The 21,699-nt window shown below is 75.1% G+C and carries 20 protein-coding genes; 16 read left to right on the top strand and 4 right to left on the bottom strand.

What is annotated here, in order from left to right; genetic code table 11:
- The first annotated feature begins 21 nt into the window (after window positions 1–21).
- The 15 genes from ACIQD7_RS28625 (at window position 22) to ACIQD7_RS28555 (ending at window position 14,923) form a co-directional block, all read left to right on the top strand.
- Window positions 22–2,637: a BTAD domain-containing putative transcriptional regulator gene (locus ACIQD7_RS28625; protein WP_402445326.1), complete on the top strand. Its 2,616-nt coding sequence runs from the start codon at window positions 22–24 to the stop codon at window positions 2,635–2,637.
- Between the two features lie 305 nt (window positions 2,638–2,942).
- Entirely contained in the window at window positions 2,943–3,971 is a 1,029-nt protein-coding gene (locus ACIQD7_RS28620; protein ID WP_402445324.1) for a LuxR C-terminal-related transcriptional regulator, read from the top strand.
- On the top strand, window positions 3,968–4,660 hold the full coding sequence (locus ACIQD7_RS28615; protein WP_402445322.1) for a pyridoxamine 5'-phosphate oxidase family protein: 693 nt from the start codon (window positions 3,968–3,970) through the stop codon (window positions 4,658–4,660). The genes ACIQD7_RS28620 and ACIQD7_RS28615 overlap by 4 nt, the downstream gene beginning before the upstream one ends.
- Window positions 4,661–4,817: 157 nt before the next feature.
- Window positions 4,818–5,690: a diiron oxygenase gene (locus ACIQD7_RS28610; RefSeq protein ID WP_121830532.1), complete on the top strand. Its 873-nt coding sequence runs from the start codon at window positions 4,818–4,820 to the stop codon at window positions 5,688–5,690.
- Window positions 5,687–6,592 (top strand): hypothetical protein, encoded by a 906-nt coding sequence (locus ACIQD7_RS28605; RefSeq protein ID WP_402445320.1) that lies wholly within the window; start codon window positions 5,687–5,689, stop codon window positions 6,590–6,592. The genes ACIQD7_RS28610 and ACIQD7_RS28605 overlap by 4 nt, the downstream gene beginning before the upstream one ends.
- Window positions 6,589–7,071: a holo-ACP synthase gene (locus tag ACIQD7_RS28600; protein ID WP_402445318.1), complete on the top strand. Its 483-nt coding sequence runs from the start codon at window positions 6,589–6,591 to the stop codon at window positions 7,069–7,071. Before ACIQD7_RS28605 ends, ACIQD7_RS28600 begins: the two co-directional genes overlap by 4 nt.
- Window positions 7,072–7,087: 16 nt before the next feature.
- Window positions 7,088–7,321: a phosphopantetheine-binding protein gene (locus ACIQD7_RS28595; RefSeq protein ID WP_030219305.1), complete on the top strand. Its 234-nt coding sequence runs from the start codon at window positions 7,088–7,090 to the stop codon at window positions 7,319–7,321.
- 21 nt (window positions 7,322–7,342) lie between these two features.
- Entirely contained in the window at window positions 7,343–8,167 is an 825-nt protein-coding gene (locus ACIQD7_RS28590; protein ID WP_121830530.1) for an SAM-dependent methyltransferase, read from the top strand.
- Complete coding sequence (locus tag ACIQD7_RS28585; RefSeq protein ID WP_121830529.1) at window positions 8,167–9,144, top strand: 3-oxoacyl-[acyl-carrier-protein] synthase III C-terminal domain-containing protein; 978 nt, start codon at window positions 8,167–8,169, stop codon at window positions 9,142–9,144. The genes ACIQD7_RS28590 and ACIQD7_RS28585 overlap by 1 nt, the downstream gene beginning before the upstream one ends.
- Window positions 9,141–9,407, top strand: coding sequence for an acyl carrier protein (locus ACIQD7_RS28580; RefSeq protein WP_121830528.1), 267 nt, complete (start codon window positions 9,141–9,143; stop codon window positions 9,405–9,407). Before ACIQD7_RS28585 ends, ACIQD7_RS28580 begins: the two co-directional genes overlap by 4 nt.
- Window positions 9,404–10,216 (top strand): hypothetical protein, encoded by an 813-nt coding sequence (locus ACIQD7_RS28575; RefSeq protein ID WP_402445315.1) that lies wholly within the window; start codon window positions 9,404–9,406, stop codon window positions 10,214–10,216. Before ACIQD7_RS28580 ends, ACIQD7_RS28575 begins: the two co-directional genes overlap by 4 nt.
- Window positions 10,217–10,444: 228 nt before the next feature.
- Window positions 10,445–11,815 carry a condensation domain-containing protein gene (locus ACIQD7_RS28570; protein ID WP_402445313.1) on the top strand — a complete coding sequence of 457 codons (1,371 nt, stop codon included), beginning with the start codon at window positions 10,445–10,447 and terminating at the stop codon, window positions 11,813–11,815.
- Between the two features lie 8 nt (window positions 11,816–11,823).
- Entirely contained in the window at window positions 11,824–12,873 is a 1,050-nt protein-coding gene (locus tag ACIQD7_RS28565) for a polysaccharide deacetylase family protein (RefSeq protein ID WP_401504957.1), read from the top strand.
- Window positions 12,874–12,921: 48 nt separating this feature from the next.
- The gene (locus ACIQD7_RS28560) at window positions 12,922–14,229 is read left to right on the top strand and encodes an MFS transporter (protein ID WP_402445311.1); all 1,308 of its coding nucleotides are present in this window, start codon (window positions 12,922–12,924) and stop codon (window positions 14,227–14,229) included.
- 16 nt (window positions 14,230–14,245) lie between these two features.
- The gene (locus ACIQD7_RS28555) at window positions 14,246–14,923 is read left to right on the top strand and encodes a 4'-phosphopantetheinyl transferase family protein (RefSeq protein WP_402445310.1); all 678 of its coding nucleotides are present in this window, start codon (window positions 14,246–14,248) and stop codon (window positions 14,921–14,923) included.
- On the opposite strand, the gene ACIQD7_RS28550 is transcribed toward ACIQD7_RS28555, so the two are convergent.
- From ACIQD7_RS28550 to ACIQD7_RS28535, 4 genes are all read right to left on the bottom strand, one after another.
- Window positions 14,901–17,003, bottom strand: a complete 2,103-nt coding sequence (locus ACIQD7_RS28550; protein ID WP_402445308.1) for a protein kinase — start codon at window positions 17,001–17,003, stop codon at window positions 14,901–14,903. The genes ACIQD7_RS28555 and ACIQD7_RS28550 overlap by 23 nt on opposite strands.
- Window positions 17,000–19,201, bottom strand: a complete 2,202-nt coding sequence (locus ACIQD7_RS28545; protein WP_402445306.1) for a PQQ-binding-like beta-propeller repeat protein — start codon at window positions 19,199–19,201, stop codon at window positions 17,000–17,002. The genes ACIQD7_RS28550 and ACIQD7_RS28545 overlap by 4 nt, the downstream gene beginning before the upstream one ends.
- A 6-nt stretch (window positions 19,202–19,207) precedes the next feature.
- The gene (locus tag ACIQD7_RS28540; RefSeq protein ID WP_402445304.1) at window positions 19,208–20,122 is read right to left on the bottom strand and encodes a serine/threonine protein kinase; all 915 of its coding nucleotides are present in this window, start codon (window positions 20,120–20,122) and stop codon (window positions 19,208–19,210) included.
- A gap of 500 nt (window positions 20,123–20,622) precedes the next feature.
- Window positions 20,623–21,006, bottom strand: a complete 384-nt coding sequence (locus tag ACIQD7_RS28535) for a DUF6479 family protein (protein WP_402445302.1) — start codon at window positions 21,004–21,006, stop codon at window positions 20,623–20,625.
- A 152-nt stretch (window positions 21,007–21,158) separates the two neighbouring features.
- Here ACIQD7_RS28535 and ACIQD7_RS28530 point away from each other — a divergent pair, with 152 nt between their 5' ends.
- A complete protein-coding gene (locus ACIQD7_RS28530; protein WP_402445300.1) occupies window positions 21,159–21,668 on the top strand; it encodes a SigE family RNA polymerase sigma factor in 510 nt (169 codons plus the stop codon).
- The last annotated feature ends 31 nt before the right edge of the window (window positions 21,669–21,699 follow it).

Genomic DNA, 21,699 nt, shown 5'->3' with positions numbered 1-21,699 from the left:
GCGTTCCGCAGGCGGGCCGGGATGAGTCAGGAGACGGCCGCCGCGCGGGCCGGGATCAGTACCAGGGCGCTGCGCGACATCGAGCGCGGACGGGTCCAGCGGCCCCAGTCACGGACCCTCCAACGGCTCGCCGGGGCGCTGGGGCTCAGCAGCGGGGAGCTGGGGGAGCTGCTGGCAGCCGACCGGGCCGGGGCGCCGCGCGGCGCCGGCCGGCCGCGGCTCCTCATCCTCGGCCCGCTCTCCCTGCGGCGCGGCCGGACCCCCGTCCCCGTCACCAGCCCGATGCTGCGCCGTCTGCTCGGGCTCCTCGCGCTCAAGCACCCCGAGCCCGCCACCCAGCAGGAGATCACCGACACCCTCTGGCCGTCCGGACCGCCCAGCTCCCACCAGAGCCTCGTGCACACCTACGTCAGCCAGGTGCGGCGGCTCCTGGAGCAGGACGGCCCGCGGACCGGTCCGCCGCCCACCGTCGTCCGCACCCCCACCGGCTACCTCCTGGAAGCGGCCCGGAGCCAGATCGACCTCGGCCACTTCGACGAACTCCTCGACCAGGCGGAGCGGCTGCTCCGGGTGCCCGACCCGGCGGCCGCGTACGAGGCGCTGACCCAGGCCCTGCGGTGGTGGCGGGGCCCGGTGCTCGCCGACGCCGACCCGGTCCTGCGCCGGCACCCGGCCGCCGTGGTGGCCGACGAGCGGCGGGTCAAGGCGGTGCTGCTGCACGCCGACACGGCGCTGCTGCTGCACCGGCCCGGAGAGGCCGTCCCGGCGCTGTGGGACATGGTGAACGCCGAGCCGCTGCACGAGGGCCTGCACGCCCGGCTGATCCTCGCCCTCGCCAGCTGCGGCGAACAGGCCGCCGCGCTCAACGTGTTCAACCGGCTGCGCGACCGGCTCGACGACGAGCTGGGCATCGCGCCCAGCGCGGAGGTCCGCGACGCCCACCTGCGGGTGCTGCGCCAGCAACTGCCCCTCGCCCCGCCCCCCGAACGCCCCGCGCCCCCCGGGCACACCGCCCCCGCAGGACCGCTCCCGGCCCAACTGCCCGCCACGGCCGGCCCCTATGTCGGACGGCGGCGGCAGATGCGGGAGCTGGACGCCCTCGTCTCGCCCGACCCGGCGGACCGCGCCCACGTGGTGGCGGTGGTCGGCGCGCCCGGGGTCGGCAAGACCGCCCTCGCCAAGCACTGGGCGCACGCCCGGCGCGAACACTTCGCGGACGGACAGCTCTTCGTCGACCTGCGCGGCCACTCCCCGCTCCCCACCCTGCGCCCCGCCGACGTCCTGGCGCAGTTCCTCCGGGCCCTGGGCGCCCCGCCCGGCCGGCTGCCCGCCGACGAGGACGAGGCCGCCGCGCTGTACCGCACGCTGCTCGCCGACCGCCAGATGCTGATCGTCCTCGACAACGCGCGCGACGCCGAGCAGGTCAGACCGCTCATCCCCGGCGCCCGGGGCTGCGCCGTGGTGATCACCAGCCGCAGCCGGCTCGCGGGCCTCGTCGCCAGCGACGGCGCCCGCCAGCTCGTCCTGGACGTCCTCGACCCCGAGGAGGGCCGCGGCCTGCTCGCGGCCACCATCGGCGAGAGCCGGGTCGCGGCCGAGGAGGAGGCGGCCCGCAGGCTCGTGCGGGTGTGCGGCGGCCTGCCCCTCGCCATCCGGATCGCCGGGGCGAACCTGCTCGCCCGCGACACCCGCATCGCCGACCACTGCGCCGCGTTACCCGGCGACGACATGCTCAGCCGGCTGCGCGTCGAGGGGGACCGGCGCTCCACGGTGCGGGCCGCCTTCGACCTCTCGTACCGCGCGCTCCCGGCCGAGGGGCGGCGGATGTTCCGGCTGCTCGGCCTGATGCCGGGGCCCGACCTCACCGTGGCCGGGGCCGCCGCCCTCGCGGACGCGACCCCGGCCGGATCGGCCGGCCTCCTCGCCGTCCTGACCGACGCCCACCTGGTACGGGAACGGGCCCCCGGCCGGTTCGGACTCCACGACCTGCTGCGCTCCTATGCCCGCGAACTGGCCGGCCGGGAGGAGGCGCACGCCGCCCGGCAGCGGCTCTTCGACTGGTACCTCCACCGCGCCGACGCGGCGGCCCGGCTGCTCTACCCGGCGCAGACCCTCCCGGCCCCGGCCGCCGGGACGGCGCCCCCGGCCCCACCGGTCTTCCCGGACCGCTCCGAGGCCGCCCGGTGGCTGGACGACGAGCGGGAGAACCTGGCCGGAGCCGTCCTCCAGGCGTCCGGGTCCGGCTTCACCGCCGTCGCCTGGCGCCTCGCCGAGAGCCTGCACCCCTACCTCGCGACGGGGATGTACACGGGCGACTGCCTCAAGGTCGCGACCGCCAGCCTGTTCGCCGCCGTCGCCGACGGCGAGCTGCGGGCCCAGGCCGCCGCCCAGCTGCGGCGCGCCGAGTGCCACCGGGCGCTGGGGAACGAGGCGCAGGCCCGGGAGCTGTTCGCCAGCGCCCTCGAACTCGCGCGGCAGGCCGACTGGACCGAGGGACAGGTCCTCGCGCTGCGCCGCACCGGCACCGCTCCCCCCGCCTGCGACCCCTTCTCCCCGGCCCGTGAACTCACCGGCTGCGGCCACGGGACGGGGGCCGCGACCGCCGCCGACGCCCCCGGCCGCGCTCTACCCCGCTGAGCGGCCGGCAAGGTCTCTTTTCAGTCAACTACGGCTTTGTTGCGGGAAGTTGAACCGGAGGAAGGACAAGTACTCCGGCAGTTGCCAGAGTTCTGCCGGTTGCCAGGGGCATACCGCCGGCGGCTGCCGGAACCACAGGTCGACACCGGTGCGCGCGGCCGGGAGCGGCCTTCCGGAAGCCGCCGGTCCTCTGGTCCGGCTGTAGGAGCCCGCCCAGCCCGGAGCCATACGGTGGCCGCACCGCACAGCCGTTCCCACACCGTTCCCCCTGCCGACCACATCCGCGCGATCAGAACGAGGTGACGATGGAAACCGCGACACAGCCCCCCCGTCAGGAAGGCCGGAGGGCGGCCCAGGTGGACGAGTTCGTGGTCACGTTCTACGAGTGCGTCCTCGGGCGCGCCGATTTTGCCCCGGCCGGGATCGCCGAGGAGCTGGGCGTCCCACACCGGCGGGCCGAGCAGGCGGTCGCGGTGCTGCGCGAACTGCGCCTGGTCAAGCCCGCCGGGGGCGGCACGGGCCGGCTCGTCGCGGTCAGCCCCGAGGCCGCCCAGATGGAACTCCTGGTCCCCCTGGAGCGGGAGATCCTCGACGGACGCCGCCGCCTCGCCGGGTTCAAGGGACAGCTCAGCTCCTTCGTCGCCGCCTTCGAGAAGCAGTCCAGGGCCCGCGCCGAGGCCGTGGTGATCACCGACGACCGGGAGGAGATCGAGCTCCGCCTCCTCGAAGCCGCCCAGGCCTGCACCACCGAGGTCCTGGTGATGCAGCCCTGCGTCGCCCGCGAGACCCCCGAACTGCGCCTCGCCCGCCCCCTGGTCCTCGACGTGCTGCGGCGCGGCGCGCAGGGCCGGATCCTCTACCCCCACACCGCCCGCGGCGACTCCGACACCCGCGCCCACCTCGGCGAGGTCCTGCCCGCCGGAGGGCAGGTGCGCACCACCAAGGAGGTCCGCGACCGCTTCCTGGTCTTCGACCGGAAGACGGCCTTCATCCCGGCCGGCGAGGGCGACGCCATCGCCGTCGTCTACGACGGCGCGGTCGCGGCCTTCCTGGCCGGACAGCACGCCCGCGTCTGGGAGTCCGCGTTCGACTTCGACTCCGGGGCGGCCGGTTACGCCGGGACGATGGGGGACCTGAAGGCGACCCTCCTCGACCTGCTCGCCTCCGGCGCCAAGGACGAGGCCATCGCGCGCCGGGTGGGCATGTCCGAGCGGACCCTGCGCCGCCACGTGGCCGCGATCATGCAGGAGCTGTCGGCCGGCAGCCGCTTCCAGGCCGGCGTCCTCGCCGCTCGGGCCGGCCTGGTCGACCTGGCCCTGGGGAGCGCCGCGTGAGCCGCTACGACCACATCGCGTACACCCCGTCCGTGCGCAGGGCCCAGGAGGAGATGGGCAGCGCCACGGCGGCCGGCCGGCGCCTGCGGGAGCCGGACGGCGGGCCCGACCCGCTCACCGGGGACGCCGCCGACTTCATCCGGGGCCTGGACGGCTTCCTGTTCTCCAGCGTGAGCGAGAGCGGCTGGCCGTACATCCAGTTTCGGGGCGGCCCGCCGGGGTTCGTCCACGTCCTGGACCCGTACACCCTCGGCTACCTGGACGTCCGGGGCAACCGGCAGTACATCACCACCGGCAACGTGCGGGGCGACGACCGGGTCGCGCTCTTCTTCATCGACCACGCCCGCCGGACCCGCCTCAAGCTGTTCGGCCGGGCCACCGTCGTACCGGTGGAGAAGGACCCCGCGCTCGCCGAGCGCCTGGACTCGACCCGTACCGAGGGGACGGTCGAGCAGCTCGTCACGATCCGGGTCGAGGGCTACGCCTGGAACTGCCCCAACCACATCACCCCCCGCTTCAGCCAGGAGGAGCTCTCCGACGCCCTGGCGCCGGTCCGCGCCCGCATGGCGCGCCTGGAGGAGGAGAACGCCGCCCTGCGCGCGGAACTCGACGCGCGGCGGGGGGACGGCGCTTCCCCGCCTCCTGACGGCGCCTTCCCGCCCTCCGGAGGCGCCTCCCCCGCCTCCTGAGGGCTCTCCCCGCCCGTTGACCGCGTTTCCGGGGCTTCGTCCGCCGAACTCCCACTGACCGAATTCGGCAGCCGGTTCCGGGCATTGATGGACCCCCTCCCCGGGGCCCAGTCTGGAATCGGCGAAGAGCCCTCGAAGCGAACGGAGACATCGCGCGATGGTCAGCGACGTGATCGACCGGAACGACCGGTTCCGGGGAATTCTGGACCGGCTCGCCACCAAGTCGATCGACGACTACTACAACCCGTACCGGCTGTTCGAGTGGCCGGACCGGCTCCCCGAGGACATGTGGTGGATGAGCCCCGAACTCACCACCACATACGGCACGGAATGGGCCGAGAAGCTCACTCCGCAGCAGCTCCACGCGCTTTCCAAGCACGAGAGCATCAATTTCTACAGCCTCAATGTGCACGGCATCCGGGAACTCCTCATCGAGGTGGTCAACCGGATCCACACCGCCGGTTTCGAAACGCCGTCGGAGTTCTTCCACCACTTCATCGGTGAGGAGAACGAGCACATGTGGTTCTTCGCCGAATTCTGCCTCCGCTACGGCGGGAAGATCTACCGGCAGCCGGCCGGCGGCGCGGAGGCGGCCGTCCCCTCGGACAAGATCCAGAGCCTGCTGGTCTTCGCCCGCATCCTGATCTTCGAGGAGCTGGTCGACCACTTCAACTCGGCGATGGCCGAGGACGAGCGGCTGCACGAGACGATCCGCGGCATCAACCGGATCCACCACCAGGACGAGTCCCGGCACATCGCCTTCGGCCGCGAACTGGTCAACCTGCTCTACCTCGACCTCAAGCAGACCGCCACCGAGCAGGAGCTCGACGAGGTCTCCACCTATCTGCGCCGCTACATGAAGCACAGCTTCGAATCGCTCTACCACCCCCAGGTCTACCGCGACGCCGGCCTGGAGCGCCCGCACGAGCTGCGCCGCTCCCTCCTGGAGTCCCCGGCCCGCGCCGAGGCCGAGCTGCGCACCTTCCGCAAGACCGCCAAGTACCTGGAGAAGACGGGGATCGTCCGATGAACCGGCTGACCGGGAGCGACGGCGTGCCCGCCCTCGCCATCCTCGGGCCCGGGGCCACCCGGCTCGTCAGGGAACTCGACGGGGTCTTCACCGGCTGGGGGCTCGCGGACGGCGCCGAGGAGATCAGCGCCCCGCCGCTCTTCCCGGTGACCGACCTGGAGAAGTTCGACGTCTACACCAACTTCCCCCACCTCGCCTGGGTGGCCGGCTCGCTCGACCTGACCGACGACCGGTTCAAGCCGGTGGAGGGGAAGTTCGGGCCCGGCGCGGTCACCGAGGCGCGGTACGGCCTCCCGCACGCCACCTGCTACGGCGCGTACCTCTTCCACGAGGGCGGGCAGGTCGCCGACGACACCCTGGTGACCCTGGTCAACCGCTGCTTCCGCAACGAGGACCACTACGGCGGGCTGCGCCGCCTCGCCAGCTTCCAGATGCGCGAGGTCGTCGCGCTCGGCGGCTTCGAGCACACCCAGCACGTACTGGCCCGCTTCACCGGGCGGATCCAGGCCTTCGCCGCCGCGCTCGGGATCGAGCTGGGCAGGGAGGCGGCCGGCGACCCGTTCTTCCGCAACGACAACGGCCGCGCGCTGATGCAGAAGCTCAGCCCGGTCAAGTACGAGTTCCAGTACGGCGACCTGGCGATCGCCTCGGTCAACACCCACCGCAACTTCTTCGGCGAGCGCTGCGGGATCCGTCTGGAGTCCGGCGAGCACGCCTACACCTCCTGCGTGGCCTTCGGCCTGGAGCGCTGGCTCGCCGTCCTGACCGAACACTTCGAGGAGGACCTGGACGCGGCGCTCGACGCGGTGCGGGCGGCTGCCGCCGAGGTTTCCACGAGCGCGGCCACCACGAGCACCGCCGCCGCGGGCGCCTCCGCGGGTACCGCCGCCCGAGTGCCGTGACCCGGACCTTGATCGGCGTCGACCTCGTCCCCCTCTCCCGTGTACGCGACCTCCTCGGCCCCGTGCCGGGCACCGACTACGGCTCCGGCACGGAACCCGACTCCGGCACCGGCTCCGGCACGGAACCCGGCGCCGCGCCGCTCCTCCGGCGCTTCCTCTCCGTCGAGGAGCTGGCCGTCTCCCGGACGCCCGACGGCGCGCCCGACCCGTCGGGGATCGCCGGGCGGCTCGCCGCCAAGGAGGCCGTCTTCAAGCTGCTCGGCTCGGTCGGGAAGCCCGTCCCCTGGCAGGGCATCGAGGTCCTGCGCGGCCCCGGCGGCCGGCCCGGGGTCCGGCTCTCCGGCCGGGCGGCCGAGCTGGCCCGTACCGCCGGGGTCGGCCCGATCGACGTGAGCATCAGCCACGACGCCGGCTTCGCGATCGCCGTCGCGGCCACCACCACCTCCGTACAAGACCGACCCGTTCCGCTGGATCAGTGACTCTGAAGGGAATGCCATGAGTTCCGCAGGTATCGACAAGGTCCGGGACTGGATCCTCGGCCGTCACCCCGAGCGCACCGAGCTCGCCTCCGACGTCGACCTCATCGAGAGCCGCCTCGTCGACTCGCTCGCCTTCGTCGAGCTCGTCTACACCATCGAGGACGCCGCGGGCGTCGAGATCGACTTCGACAACATCGACATCGAGGACTTCCAGACCCTCGCCACCATCGAGAAGGCGTTCTTCGCCTGATCCCCAGGAGGGGTCTTCACCATGGACGCTGTCTCGTACACCGCACAGTGGATGGCCGCGGCCCGCGCCGAGGAGTCCGAGCGCGAGGACGCGCTGTTCGTCGACCCGTTCGCCCGCGAACTGGCCGCGCCCCGGGGCTTCGAGCTGATCGAGCGCTATGCCGGCGGCGGTCTGCTGCCCTTCATCTCCATCCGCACCCGCTTCCTGGACGACGCCATCAAGGACGTCCTCGCCGAGAGCGGGATCCAGCAGGTCGTGCTGATCGCGGCCGGCATGGACACCCGCGCGTTCCGGCTCGACTGGCCGGACGGCACCGAGCTCTACGAGGTCGACCACGCCCTCCTGATCGCCGAGAAGCGCCGCCGGCTCCAGGCCCTCGGGGCCGAGCCGCGCGTCGACCGGCGCGAGGTCTCCGCCGACCTCACCCAGGAGTGGCTGCCCGCCCTGGAGGCCGCCGGCTTCGACCGCGACCGGCCCACCCTGTGGGTCGCCGAGGCGCTGACCTTCTTCCTCACCGAGGAGCAGGCCGCCGGACTGCTCCGGCTGCTCGCCTCCGCCTCGGCCCCCGGCAGCCACCTGGCCTTCGACATCCTCGGCCGCGCCCTGCTGCGCAGCCCGTTCTCCAAGCGCTTCCTGGACACCCTCGCCGCCGACGGCACGCCGTGGATCTTCGGCTCCGACGAGCCCGAGGAGTTCCTGACCGCGAACGGCTGGAAGACCACCGACCTGCGCGAGCCGGGCCAGCCCGGCGCCGGCGAGGGACGCTGGCCGTACGACGTCCAGCCGAGGGACCGCCGGGGCGCCAACCGGCTGTGGCTGATCCGCGCCGAGGTCGTGAAGTCCTGATGGGCCGGTCGACCACCGAGCGCCGGATCACCCTGGAGCGGATCGAGTCGCACCTGCCCGAGCGCAGCGTGCGGATCGAGGAGCTGGGCGAGCGGCTCGGACTGCACCGGGCGCAGCTCGGCGTGTTCCGCAAGTTCTACGGCCTGGACCGGCTCCGTTACGACCCCGAGCTGCCGCTGCTCGACCTGCTGCGGCCCGCCGCGCGCGGCGCCCTGGCCGCCCTCCCCGAGGGCGGCCGGGTGGACTACCTGGCCTACGCCCACGTCACCCAGGCGGTCGCCCCCGCCGACGTGGACGTGGCGCGGCTGGTCGGCGACGACCTCGGGCTCGCCGACACCGAGGCCTTCGGCCTCAGCCACCAGGCCTGCGTCAGCAGCCTCGGCGCCATCGAGGTGCTCGGACAGCTCCTCCGCGCGGAGGGCGGCGAGGGCGCGTACGCCCTCATGGTCACCGGCGAGCAGGCGTACTCGCCGATCGTCCAGCACGTGCCCAACACCTCGATCATGGCCGACGCCGCCGCCTCCTGCCTGATCACCCTGGACGGCGAGGGGGACGTGGTCCGGTCCTTCGCCACCCGGACCCTGGGCGAGTACGCCCAGTGGCTGGAGCTGACCCCCGAGCAGAACACCGAGTTCGGGGAGCAGTACGGCAGCCGGATCGCCGAGGTCATCCACCAGGCCGTGGAGGAGGCCGGGCTGACGCTCGACGACATCGAGCTGGTGATCCCGCACAACGTCAACAAGCTGGCCTGGCGGCAGACCATCAAGGAGCTGGGGGTGGAGCCGGAGAAGGTCTTCCTGGAGAACGTCCCCCGCTACAGCCACACCTTCGCCTCCGACGTCTTCGTCAACTACACCACCCTGCGCGACGAGGGCCGCCTGGTGGACGGCGCCCCCTACCTCCTCGTCTCCGTCGGCCTGGGCGCCACCTTCGGCGCCATGGTGATCACCCACCGGGCGGCAGGAGGTCCCCGATGAGCCGTCAGGAACTGATCCTCACCATCGAGAAGGCGCTCGGCGAGGTCCTGGAGCGGCCGGTCACCGGCCTCACGGAGGAGACCGCGCTCTTCGACGAGCTCCAGCTCACCTCCCTCGCGGTCCTGGGGCTCCTCATGACCGTCGAGGAGGCGACCGGGATCTCCGTCGACCCGGAGGCCCTCGACATCGACCACCTGCGGACCGTGGGCTCCTTCGCCGACTACGTCGAGGCCGCCCTCCGCGAAGAGGAGGGGACGTCATGAGCGGACTCGCCGTCCGGGCCGGAGCCTCGGTCCGCGCGCCCGGGGCCCGGGAACCGGACGACCGGGCGGCCGCGCTCGGCTACTTCCGCGACCTGCTCGCCCCCTTCGGGGAGAAGCCGGACGAGGAGCTGTTCGACGGCGGCCCGCACGTCCGGCACCGGGACCTGGCGGACCTGCTCGTCGCCGACGAGGGCGTCGGCGGCAGCAGGCCCGACCTCCTGATCGTCACCCACGCCCTCCCGGACGTGGTGCCGTTCACCGCCGTCGCGCCCTATCTGACCGACCGCCTCGGCGGCCGGGCGGCCAACTTCGCCATCGCCCAGCAGGGCCTGGCCGCGCCCTTCACCGCGCTGCGGATCGCCTCGGCGTACGAGAAGGCGGGACGGGCGACGGAGGTGGTGCTCGCGGTGCTCGAACAGACCACCCTGCCGACGCCCTTCCCGCTGGTACGGGACACCCCGCTGACCGACTCGGCCGCCGCCCTGGTCCTCGGGACCGGGGAGGACGGCGGGGACGGTCTCCGGTTCGTCCGGGCGCACTCGGCCGGCTCGGCGGCGGACGCGCTGGGCCGGGAGGCCGGCGGGGACGACACGCTCCTCGTCCTCGGCCCCTGGGTCGACGGGGACGCTCCCGGGCACGGCGGGCCGGTGCACCGGGTGGCCCCGGGCGGCTACTGCACCAGCGTCTGGCTGGACCTCGCCGACCACTGGCGGGAGTGGGCGCGGGACCACCGGCGGATCGTGCTGTGCGACACGGACCCGCGCTCCGGCCGCACCCACGTGGCGCTCTTCGCCGTCGGCGAGGGGTGACCCCGGCCGCCCGGCGGGCCGTCGCGCTCCCTCCCCACCCGGGGGCACGACGGCCCGCCCGGGCTCCGGGGGACGGCCCCGACGACCGGCTCCGGCTCCGGCGGACGGTTCCCACGGCAACTCCGGCTCCGGCAGACGGTTTCGACAGCGACAGCGACAGCGACAGCGGCTCCGGCAGCGGCTCCGACACACACCCGACGAGGCACCCGAAGGGAAGGCTGGAACACCATGACCACGGCTGAGGAGCGGACCATCAGGCTGGACTCCGCACGGGCCGGGAGAGGCCCGGCGACCTGGGGCCAGCGGGCCATCTGGGGCGTCGTCACCCGGCTCGGCGACGACGCCCCCCGGTACAACCTGCCGGTCCACCTCCCCGTCTCCCCGCCCCGCCCGGTGGACCGCGTGCTCGCGGACCTGACGGAGCTGCTGCTGCTCCACGACAGCCTGCACACCCGCTTCCTGCCGGACGGCGAGGACGGACTCGAACAGGTCGTGGACGGCAGCGGCGCACTCCCGGTGGAGGTCCGCACGGGCCCGGCGGAACGCTCCGCCGAGGACGGCGCCGCCTTCCTGGGGGAGCTGGCCGGGCGCCCCTTCGACCACACCCGGGAATGGCCCCTCAGGGTCGGCCTGATCGAGTCCGGCGGCCTGGTCCACCGGCTCGTCCTGACCGGGGCCCACACCGGCATGGACTACTGGGGCCTCGGCCGGCTCCTGCGCGACCTGGAGTCCGTCCAGGCCGGGGAGACCGCCGTGTCGCTGCGCGCGTCGCGCCCCGCCCTCCAGCCCCTGGAGGCCGCCGACGTCCAGGCCTCGCCGCTCGGCCGCCGCCGCGACGAGGCCGCCCGCCGCTACTGGATCGAGCAGCTCACAGCGGGCCCCCGGCGGATCTTCCGGGAGCCGGCGGCGCCGGAGCTCGCGGACGACCCGGACCGCCGGTTCCCCAACGCGCTGCTGCGCTCGCCCGCCCTCGCGGTCGCCGTCGGGCGGGTCGCGGCGGAGCTGGAGGTCAGCGACGCCGCCGTGCTCCTCGGGGCGGCCTCCCACCAGCTCGCCCGGATGTCCGGGAGCGCCGACGTCCTCTTCCAGGTCGTGGTGGGCAACCGCTTCCAGCCGGCCGCCGCCGCCTCGGTCAGCACCGTGGCGCAGGAGGCCCTGTTCCGCCTCACGGACGCGGACCGGGACTTCGAGGACGCGGTCCGCCGGACCCGGTCCGTCGCCTTCGGCGCCTTCCGCCACGCCGCGTACGACAAGTGGGCGCTCGACCGCGAGGTGGCGCTCCTCGTCGAGAAGGGCGAGGCGGCCGACCACTCGTACTGGTGGAACGACACCCGCGACCCCGGCGTCGGGCCCTTCGACGGGGTCGAGCGGCCGAAGGCCGCGCTGAGCGAGCTGATCGGCCGCACCGAACTGCGCTGGCCCACGGATTTCCCGGCCCGCAGGAACGTCTCGGCGGCGGTGGACGTGCTGACCGCCCCGGGCGCCCTGGACCTGGCCATGACCGCCGACCCGGCGGTGCTCGACCGCGCGGGCATGGAGACGTTCCTGCGCGGGGTCGAGCGGCTGATCGTCGCCGAGGCGATCGCGCTGGGGGACTGATGACACCGGTGACGAAGAGGTACGCGGGGATCGCCTGGACCGACGCGGGCTACCGGGTCGAGGTCCTGGACGGCGCCGGACGCGCCGTCACGGAGCCGCGCGACTGGGGCGCCGCCCGGGTCGCCGAACTCATCGCCTGGCTGCGGGACTTCGGCGGCGGCCCGGCCCCGGCCGTGGTCCTGGACAGCACCAACGGCCTGCTCGACGGCCCGATGACGGCCGCCGGCCTGGAGGTCTACCGCGCGGACCCCTGGCTCCTCCCGCCCCGGCCGCGCTTCGGGTCCGTCACGGCCCGGCAACTCGCGGAACGCGCCCTGGCCGCCCCCGGCGAACTCGCCCGGGTGACCGCCGAGGGCGGCACCCTGACCGGCCGCGCCGAGGAGTACTTCGAGGGCGTACGGCTCGGGGAACCCGCCCAGAAGGCCCTGACGGCGGCCGGGCGCTGCTTCGAGCACGGCCGCCGGGACGTCCCGAAGGTGGCGCTCACCTTCGACGACGGCCCCGACCCGGTCTTCACCCGGCAGGTCCTGGAGATCCTGGACCGCTACGGGGCCCGGGCGACCTTCTTCTGCGTCGGCCACCACGTCGCCGCGCTGCCCGACGAGGTCCGCCGGATCGTCGCGGGCGGCCACGGCCTCGGCAACCACTCCTGGTCGCACCCCTTCCTGTTCGACCTGACGCCGGAGCAGCTGCGCGAGCAGATCGACCGCACGACGGAGGAGCTGGACCGGGTGGCCGGCGAGGCCCCCGCCTGGTTCCGGCCGCCGTACGGGGCGCTGAGCCCCGGGGTCCTCGCCGCCCTGGAGGAGCACCCGGCCACCCTGACGATGTGGGACGTCGACGCCCGCGACTGGTCGAGGCCGGGCCCCGAGCAGATCGCCAAGACCGTCCTGGAGGGCGTCGGCCCCGGCTCGGTGGTGCTGATGCACGAGGGCGCCGGGGACCGGAGCCAGACCGTGGAGGCCCTCCCGGCGATCGTCGAGGGCCTGCTCGAACGCGGCCTGGAGCCCGTCCCGCTGGCGGAGCTCGCCGCCCCGCCCGGCCCCGAAGGCCACTGAACCCCTGCACCGCGCACCGCGACCGACGAACCGGAGGACTGAAGGGTCATGGAAGAACGCTTGGCAGAACCCGTGGAGGCGGCGCCCCCGCCGGTGAAGGACGGGTCCGGCGAAGGGCCGCCGCCGGGAGCGCGGGCGACGGGACCGTCCCCGGACGAGCCGGCGATCTGGTCCCGCAACTTCCGGTACTACTTCGTCGCCCGCAGCGCCGGCCTGCTCAGCTGGGCCATGCTGCCGGTCGCGGTCGCGGCCGGACTGCTCAGCGGCGGCTACGGCCTGGACACCGCCGGATACTCGATGGCCTTCCTGGTCGCGCCGTTCGCCGGTCTGGTGCTCTTCGGCGGGGTGCTCGCCGACCGGTTCACCGCCCGCCGGATGATGATCATCGCGGACCTGGCCAACCTCACCGCCCACGTCCTGCTCGCCCTCCTCTTCATCCACGGCATCGACCACCTGTGGCAGCTGTACGCGCTGCTCGTGGTCGCCGGCACCGCCAACGCCCTGTTCCAGCCGGGCGCCTCCTCGACCGTCCCGCTGGTCTCCCGGGACGTCCAGGGCGCCAACGGCGTGCTGCGCACCTCCGAGGCGATCACCGGCCTCGGCGGCCCGGCCCTGGCCGGCACCCTGGTCGGCTTCGGGTCCACCGGCTGGGTCATGGTGATCTCCGCCGTCGCCTACGGCACCAGCGCGATCTGCCTGTTCGCCCTCCGGCTCGGCGTGGTGCCCGCCCCGCCGGCCGGCGAGGGCCTGTGGCGCAACCTGGCCGTCGGCTGGCACGAGTTCCGCTCCCGCAGCTGGCTGTGGGGCGTGATCCTGATCTGGATGTTCTACGCGGTGCTCTCCTGGGGGCCGCAGCTGTCGGTGGCCGCCGGCGTCATCGTGCCCGAGCACGGCGCGCGGGCCTTCGGCCTGATCAACGCCGCCCTCGGCGCCGGAACCGTGGCCGGCGGGCTCCTCGCGATCCGCTACAAGCCCCGGCGGCCGCTCGCCGCCGGTGCCGTGGCGATGATGGCGTACCCGCTCTACCCGCTCGGCATCGTGCTCGGCTGGCCGGTCTGGCTGCTCATCGCCGCCCAGGTCCTGGTCGGCGCCGGGATCGGCGTCTGGGGCGTCATGTGGGCCACCAGCGTGCAGACCCAGGTGCCGGGCGAGGTCCTCAACCGGGTCCACGCCTACGAGGTCGCGGGCTCCGTCGGCATGTACCCGATCGGCAGCGCGCTCGCCGGGCCCGCCGTCGACGCGTTCGGCACCGACGAGGTCCTCGTGGTGGGCGTCGTGGTCTCCTTCCTCACCGCCACCGCGCTGCTCGCCGCCCGCCCGATCCGCACCCTGCGCCGTGTCCCGGACCGCGTCTGACCGGTCCCGTACGCCCTTGTCCGGCCGGATCCGCACGCCCGTCGACGGCGTGCACCACCTGGCCGCCCGGAACGCGGAGGTGCTCGGCGCGCTGCCCGTCGCCGCCGCGGACCGGGCGACCGCCGCGGGGCTGCCGCCGTGGCGCGCGGCGGAGCACCTGGCCTCGCGGACGCTGCTGCGGTTCCTGCTGCGGGAGACCGGCGCGGACGCCGGGGACGGGCCGGTCGGCGCGCTGCCGGGCGGCCGCCCGTACCTGCCCGGCCGGCCCGGCCCGGGGGTGAGCCTCTCGCACTCCTCGGGCTGGGTCGCGGCGGCCGTCGGCCTGGGCCGGGACGTCGGCGTCGACGTGCAGGTCCCGGCCGCCGTCGGCGACCGGCTGCTGCGGCTCTGCTGCGCGCCCGGGGACGCCGACGTGCTGGCCGCCCTGCCCGAGGCGGCGCGCAGGTCCGGCTTCGCCCGGGTCTTCGCCGTCCAGGAGGCCTGTGTGAAGGCCGTGGGGAAGGGCCTCTCCGGCCGCCCCTGGACCGTCCCCGTCCCCCTCGGCGCGCGGACCGGCACCTGGAACGGCGTCCACTGGTCCGCTCCCCACGACGACCACGACGACCACGACGGCGACGCGGTGCCGATCGCCTGCGCCTGGACCGCACCGGCGGCACCGGTGCCGGAGCGGGTCAGAAGACGGGGAGGGCCGTGAGGGTGGTGCCGTCCAGGAGGAACACGCGGTCGGCGTCGGCCGTGATCCAGTACGCGGTGGGGTTCTTGACGATCCGGAACACCCAGGTCGTCTCGTTCTCCGGGGAGAGGCTGAGGACGTTGACGCCGCCCTCGGTCCTGTCGACGGCGACCGACCAGAAGCCGTTGCCCTGGACGACGAGGGGACTGTGCGGGTCGCACTCGACGAGCCCGGCGTAGACCCAGTCGGAGGGCTTGCCGGTCCGCAGGTCGTAGCGGAAGGGGAACTGCAGGGCGGACACGTACAGGTGCTCGCCGTGGATGGTCGGCGGGCCCCAGAAGAACACCTGGCCCTTCGGCGGCTTCGGGTTCTCGGCCCGCCACACCCGCGTGCCGTCCACGACGTCCACGACCGAGAGGTACGTCCCGGTGACGCACAGGAGACGGCCCGACACGGCTACTCTGGCCCGGGTGCCCTCGGCCTGCCCGCGGAGCTCCCAGACCGTGCGGCCGGTCTTCGCGTCGAGGGCCAGGACGGCCCCGTCCGGCGTCGTGAGGACCAGCCGGCCCTGCGCCGCGAGGCCGCGCGTGGCGGCCTTCGTGCCGAGGTCCGCGTCGACCCCGGCGGTCCAGCGGACCTCGGCGTCGGACCGGCCGACGGCCCGTATCCGACCGCCCGTGGTGATCAGGTAGACGGCCTCGTCGTCCGCGGCGAGCAGCGAGGCGGCCTCCGCCGCGGGCGCCGTCCACTTGGGCGCGCCGGTCGAGGCGACGAAGGTGACCAGGGAGCCGTCCCGGCCGACGGCGGCCACGAGCCGGTCGGAGAGCGACAGGTAGCGGCCGGGGGCCACCGTGTCCGGAGCCGACCAGCGGAGCGCGCCGTCGACGACGCCGCGCGCCGCGATGCCGCCCTTCGGCGCCCCGGTGACGACGACGTCCCCGACGGGGAGCGGCGCGGGCGTCCCCTCCGGGACGGCGCCGGGGACGCTCCACAGCGGGTCGGGGAGCTCGCCGAGGACGTAGTCGCCCTTCTTCGGGTCCAGGAGGCCGGCCTTCGGCGCCGGTACGGCCGGGGGGACGTCGAAGGGGCCGTCCGGGTCGCCCCGCAGGCCCCACCAGGCGGCGGTGCCGCCGCCGGCCACGAGGACGGTCCCGCCGACCGCGAGACCGGTGAGGAGGCGGCGGCGCGAGACCGGGCGCGGCGCGACCCCGCCCGGCAGGGTGGTCAGCCGGTGCAGGCCGTCCTCGCGGGCCGTGATGTCCCGCGCGATCGGCCCCTGCCGCCAGACGCGCCCGGCGCCCCGGGGCGGGGCGGCGAGCGCGGCGATCCCCTCCGGCAGCGGCCGGGCCGCCGGGTCCTTGGCGAGGCAGGGGGCGATCAGCGGCCGCAGGGCGGGCGGCACGTCCTCCAGGCGCGGCTCGCCGTGGACGACCTCGTACTGCACGGCGGCCACGTGCGCGCCCTCGTACGCGTGCCGTCCGGTCGCCGCGAACACCAGGACCGCGCCGAGCGAGAAGACGTCGGCCGGCGGGCCGACGCGCTGTCCGAGGACCTGCTCGGGCGCGCCGTAGCCGGGGGTGACGGGGACCTGGCCGGTGGTGGTGAGGGTGAGGCCGTGCTCGGGGCGGGCGATGCCGAAGTCGATGACCCGGGGGCCGGTCCCGGTGAGCACGATGTTCGCGGGCTTCAGGTCGCGGTGGACGAGTCCGGCGGCGTGGACGTCCCGGAGCGCGTCGGCGAGCGCCGCCGCCAGGGCCCGTACCGTCGGCTCGTCGAGGGGGCCGTGGGAACGGACGGCGTCCGCGAGCGTCGGCCCGGTCAGGAACTCGGTGGCGATCCACGGGCGTCCGCCCTCGGTCCGCGCGTCCAGGACGCGGGCGACCGCCCCACTGGTGACGGCCCTGGCCATCTGCGCCTCGCGGACGAACCGCCGTACGAGGTCGGCGTCGTGGGTCAGCTGGGGGTGCAGCACCTTCACGGCGGCCGCGCGCCCCTCGCCGTCCTGTCCGGCGTAGACCTTGCCCATGCCCCCTTCGCCGAGGACGGCGAGGACGCGGTACGGACCCAGACGGATCGGGTCTCCGGATTCCAGGGGCTTCATGACGGGTGTGGCTTTCCGTGAGCTCGGACGAGGGGGTACGCGGCGGTGTACTCGTCCCCGACGGCGATGAGCCGCCCGGCGGGGACGTGGGCGAAGTACCGGGCCCGCGCGGCCTTGAACGGCCGGGACACGGCGCCGGTGCGCAGGTCCGAGGCGACGAGTCCGGTCGCGGTCCTGCTGTACAGGTGGGCGGGGCCGACCACGGGCGGCACGTCGAGGTCCGCGCCCGTGACCGCGCGGCCCTTCTCGGCCCACCGGACCTTGCCGGTGGCGGCGTCGAGGGCGACCGCGCCGCGGCCCTCCTCCACGGCGTACACCGTGCCCTCCCCGACGGCCGGCGGGCCGAACCGCGCGCCCGGGGCACTGCCCTCGTGGCGCCAGGCCGGCTTCCCGTCGGCGAGCCGGAGCGCGACGAACCCGCCCGCCGACGGGTACACGTGCCGGTCGTCCACGGCCAGGTGGGCCCGGTCGAACGCGGGCCGGTCGCCGTCGAGCGGCCGGTTCCACAGGGCCCCGCCCGTGCGGGCGTCGTGCACGGCGAGGCGCAGCCCGCCGTCCCCGGCCTGCTGGACGAGGACCAGGTACTCGCCGGAGACGCGGGCGGACAGGAAGTGCGGGCGGTCGGACCCGTCCGGCCGGGCGGGCAGCGGCACCTGCCAGAGCTTCCGGCCCGAGCGGGTGCCGACGGCGAGGAGGAACCACTGCTGGCCCGTCCGGAAGCCGCTCTTCCCGGGCGTGTGGGGGCCCCGGCCGCCGACCAGGTACACGGCGTCGCCGGTCGCGCAGAGCAGCTGGGTCCCGTCGAGGACCGCCTTCAGGTCCTCGATCTCCGCGAAGGGGGCACCGGTCGTCCCGGTGGCGGGGTCGACCGTGGCGACGGCGAGCGGATCGGTCTTCGCGAGGGGCTTGCCGGCGGAGTAGATCTTCCCGCCGCCCAGGGCGAGCCGGGACCTGAAGTAGACGTCGGGGTCGGACCACTTGGGCTTCCCCGTCACGGGGTCGAGCCCCTTCACTCCGTACTCGCCCACGACGACGAGGCCGTCCAGGGCGAGCGGGGCCGGAGGGAGGAGGGGGGTGACGGAGGCGGTCGGCACCTGCCAGAACAGGTCCCACTCGGGCTGCTTCGGGCCGGGCGGCCGTGGTGCCGGGGCACCGTCCGGCCGGGTCCAGGCCCAGGCGCCGCCGCCGATCGCCGCCGCGCCGAGGACGGAGCCCCCGCCGAGGAGCAGGAAGCCGCGGCGGGAGGGGCCGGCCGGGGCGCCGCCGGGGCGGGTCTCCGCGAGGGCGTGCTCCGGCGGTGCCGGGAGGCGCGGGGGCGGGGCGTGCCAGACGGCGCCGGTGCGGCGGGCGATCTCCGCGAGCAGCGGCTCGGGGAGGCGGTTCGCGAAGGCGCCGGGCCCGGGGGCCAGGAGGGCGGCGAGCCCGGCGGTGGAGGGCCGTGCGGCGGGGTCCTTGGCGAGGCAGCGGGCGAGGACCGGGAGCAGGGCCGGGGGCACCGCGGCGAGGTCGGGGTCGGCGTACCGGACGCGGTAGAGGAGGTCGGCGTGCTGCCCGGTGCCGAAGGGGCCGCGGCCGGTGGCGGCGTACACCAGGACTCCGGCGAGCGCGAAGACGTCGCCCGCCGGGGTGTGCTCCTGTCCGGTCGCCTGCTCCGGGGACATGAACGCGGGCGTTCCGGCGGCGGTTCCGGCGCGGGTGAGGCGGTCGTCGCCGATCGCGCGGGCGATGCCGAAGTCGATGACCTTGGGGCCGTCCGCCGTGACCATGATGTTGGAGGGCTTGAGGTCGCGGTGGACGACGTCCGAGGCATGCAGCTGGCCCAGGGCCGCGCACAGCAGGGCCCCGAGGGCGCGCACGGCGGGCTCGGGGAGCGGCCCCGCGAGCGCGACGGCGTCGTCGAGGGGCGGACCGAGGACGTACTCGGTGGCCAGCCAGGGGGTTTCCGCGCCCGGGTCGGCGTCGAAGACCCGGGCGCCGTGGACCGGGCCGATGACGCGGGCCGCGTCCACCTCCAGGCGGAAGCGGGTGCGGAAGCCGGGGTCGGTGGCGATGCGCGCGTGCATGGTCTTCAGGGCGACCGTGCGGCCGGTGGCCGAGCGGGCGAGGTAGACCGTGCCCATGCCGCCGCTGCCCAGGCGCGCGAGGAGGCGGTGGGTGCCGAGCAGGTGCGGGTCGTCGTGGGTCAGGGGGGAGGGCATCGGCCGTCAGTCCAGGGCGGTGGGGCGGGGGGATCCGGCTGCGGGGGAGGGCGTCTCGGCCGCGAGGACCCCTGCGCCCTGGCGCGCGAGCGCGGCGACCAGGAGGGCGGGCAGGGGGCCGGGGGCGGGGGCGCCGTCCAGGACGGTGGCGGGGTGCGCGGCCCGGTGGACGGGCGGTTCCAGCAGGGCGAGGACCTGGTGGGCCTGCGGGCGCGCGGCGGGGTCGCGGGCGAGGCAGGACGTGATCAGGGCCCGGAGCGGCGCGGGGAGTTCGTCGCGTTCGGGGACGGTGTGGCCGGTGGCCGCGTGGGCGAGGACCGCGCCCAGGGCGTACACGTCGCCCAGCGGGCGCGGGCGTCCGCCGGACGCCTGTTCCGGGGCGAGGCAGCCGGGTTCGAGGCCCGGCAGGCCGTCGCGCCGCTCCCCGTCGGGACCGGCGGCCCGGACCGCCCCGAAGCCGCTCAGGCGGGGTCCGTCGGTGGTGAGCAGGACGGCGGAGGGGGACAGGCCCGCGTGCGTCACGCCGTGGGCGTGGGCGGTGGCCAGCGTCCGGGCGAGGGCGGCGCCCAGGGCCCGTACGGCCGCCTCGGGCAGGGGCCCGCCGTGCGCGCGCAGGGCGGCGGGGAGCGGGAGCGCGGGGACGTACGGCGCCGCGCACCAGGGGAGTTCGGCCGTGCCACCGACCTCCACGACCGGCAGGAACCCGGGCACGGAGACCCGCCGGGCCCCCTCCGCCTCGACCGCCCAACGGCCCGGGTCGGCGCCGGGGAGCGGGAGCAGCACGATCGACGTACGGCCGCCGTCGGCACTCCGCGCGACGTACCGGCGCGCGGAAACCCCCCGCTCGAAGTCGGCGTCGAGCCGCACGAGAACGGCATGGGGCCCGATCCACGGGGGGTCGTCGTGGCGCAGCGGTTCCATGCGCGTAACCCCCCGGTCTGTGATGAGCGGAAACGATCCTACTCAGGCCTTTCCGGGGGGCCGGGGGTGGGTGCGGGGGGCTTGGAGGGCCCGGCGCGTACGGGGACTCGGCCTGCACGACGGGCCTGCCCCCCAGGGCGGGCCCGACCCGCCGGGAGGCCGGCCCGTACGGTGGGCCCGACCCCTAAGGGGTCTGATGCGTACGGTTCCCCGGCCCGCAACGGCCGCGCGCTGTACGGGCTGGACCGCCGTACGCGGGCGGGCCGTAGGCGAGGGGGCCATGGGGCGGAGGCCCCGCACACGGACGGCCTTGGGCGTACGGCCCGTACACGAGCGGCCCTGCACGCAGACCCGTACACGCACGGCCCGTACACGCATCGCACGCGCAGAGCCCACCCGCGTACGGGCCCCGCATACGGCCCGTACGCGGGCGGACGGATCCGGCGGCGGGGGCGTGCCCCGCCGCCGGATCGCGGTCCCGCGTCCGTCAGGTCGCCGGTTCAGTCGCCGTGGCCGGTGCCTCCGCTGCCGAAGCCGCCGCTGGAGATGCCGCCCCACTTGCGCTTCTCCTCGTCCGGCGGCTGGGGCGAGGTCTCCGTGCCGGAGTGGTTGAGCTGGTACGGCATGAGCCGGTGCTCGGCGTCCGTCCGCGGCATCTCGGCCCCCTGCCGGTACTCGGTCGCCTCGCCCGGCAGGGCACCGTCGTCCGGGCGGTGCGGATGCTCCTCGGTCTTCGGCGGTGCCGACTCGCGGTTCCGCACGCGGATGCCGAACATGAACGCGCCGATGAGGACGGCGACGACGACGAGTCCGCCGAGAACCTGTGCCAGACCGGACTGCCAGACTCCAGCCGCCAGGTTCTCTGCTGCGCTGAGAGTGTTCATATCTACGGATTACCCGATTCCGCTTCTTTGGATGCGCCGGGCGGAGATCTCTTCGGATTTATCTGAAACATAGGCGCGCCCCCACGGCGTCAAGAGGGTGTACGGCGACCACACGACGTGACCGAGACGGCGCTACCGAGACGAGGAGGGGCATGAGAAAGTCCCGCGCGAACGAGTTCCTGGAGTTCGCCTCCGCCCGCTCGGGACCCCTCTACCGTTCGGCGTGCCTGCTGACCGGCGGGGACACCCACCTCGCCGAGGACCTCACCCAGGAGACGCTGGGCCGGATGTACGCCCTGTGGGGCCGCGTGGCACGGATCGGCAACCCCGCCGCGTACGCCCAGACCGTGCTCGTCCGCACCTTCCTCAGCCACCGGCGGCGCCGCTCGGCCACCGAGCGCCCGCTCGGCGAGCTGCCGGACCGCGTCTCCGACCCCGGCGCGGACCCGGCGCTCCGGATCGCGCTCCTCGACGCCCTCGCCGGGCTCGCGCCCAAGGACCGGGCGGTCGTGGTGCTGCGCTACTGGGAGGACCGCAGCATCGAGGAGACCGCCGCGGCCCTGCACGTCAGCTCCGCGGCGGTCCGCACCCGGTCCGTACGGGCCCTCGCCAAGCTGCGGGAACGGCTCGGCGGCAGCCTCGCCGAGTTCGCCGTCCACTGACCCGCACCACCCCGCACCCCCTCTCCCACGT

The sequence above is a fragment of the Streptomyces sp. NPDC093071 genome (genome assembly GCF_044754545.1).
Lineage (GTDB): Bacteria > Actinomycetota > Actinomycetes > Streptomycetales > Streptomycetaceae > Streptomyces.
The sequence above is the reverse complement of the archived record's forward strand: the minus strand, read 5'-3'. Positions and strand labels throughout refer to the sequence as shown.

Excerpts from the sequence above, each read along its gene's own strand:
- ACIQD7_RS28625 (WP_402445326.1), top strand. The coding sequence starts at position 22 with ATGAGTCAGGAGACGGCCGCCGCGCGGGCCGGGATCAGTACCAGGGCG.
- ACIQD7_RS28605 (WP_402445320.1), top strand. The coding sequence starts at position 5,687 with ATGAACCGGCTGACCGGGAGCGACGGCGTGCCCGCCCTCGCCATCCTC.
- ACIQD7_RS28545 (WP_402445306.1), bottom strand. The coding sequence starts at position 19,201 with ATGCCCTCCCCCCTGACCCACGACGACCCGCACCTGCTCGGCACCCAC.
- ACIQD7_RS28560 (WP_402445311.1), top strand. The coding sequence starts at position 12,922 with ATGGAAGAACGCTTGGCAGAACCCGTGGAGGCGGCGCCCCCGCCGGTG.
- ACIQD7_RS28550 (WP_402445308.1), bottom strand. The coding sequence starts at position 17,003 with ATGAAGCCCCTGGAATCCGGAGACCCGATCCGTCTGGGTCCGTACCGC.
- ACIQD7_RS28620 (WP_402445324.1), top strand. The coding sequence starts at position 2,943 with ATGGAAACCGCGACACAGCCCCCCCGTCAGGAAGGCCGGAGGGCGGCC.
- ACIQD7_RS28580 (WP_121830528.1), top strand. The coding sequence starts at position 9,141 with ATGAGCCGTCAGGAACTGATCCTCACCATCGAGAAGGCGCTCGGCGAG.
- ACIQD7_RS28590 (WP_121830530.1), top strand. The coding sequence starts at position 7,343 with ATGGACGCTGTCTCGTACACCGCACAGTGGATGGCCGCGGCCCGCGCC.
- ACIQD7_RS28540 (WP_402445304.1), bottom strand. The coding sequence starts at position 20,122 with ATGGAACCGCTGCGCCACGACGACCCCCCGTGGATCGGGCCCCATGCC.
- ACIQD7_RS28610 (WP_121830532.1), top strand. The coding sequence starts at position 4,818 with ATGGTCAGCGACGTGATCGACCGGAACGACCGGTTCCGGGGAATTCTG.
- ACIQD7_RS28585 (WP_121830529.1), top strand. The coding sequence starts at position 8,167 with ATGGGCCGGTCGACCACCGAGCGCCGGATCACCCTGGAGCGGATCGAG.
- ACIQD7_RS28595 (WP_030219305.1), top strand. The coding sequence starts at position 7,088 with ATGAGTTCCGCAGGTATCGACAAGGTCCGGGACTGGATCCTCGGCCGT.
- ACIQD7_RS28570 (WP_402445313.1), top strand. The coding sequence starts at position 10,445 with ATGACCACGGCTGAGGAGCGGACCATCAGGCTGGACTCCGCACGGGCC.
- ACIQD7_RS28535 (WP_402445302.1), bottom strand. The coding sequence starts at position 21,006 with ATGAACACTCTCAGCGCAGCAGAGAACCTGGCGGCTGGAGTCTGGCAG.
- ACIQD7_RS28530 (WP_402445300.1), top strand. The coding sequence starts at position 21,159 with ATGAGAAAGTCCCGCGCGAACGAGTTCCTGGAGTTCGCCTCCGCCCGC.
- ACIQD7_RS28575 (WP_402445315.1), top strand. The coding sequence starts at position 9,404 with ATGAGCGGACTCGCCGTCCGGGCCGGAGCCTCGGTCCGCGCGCCCGGG.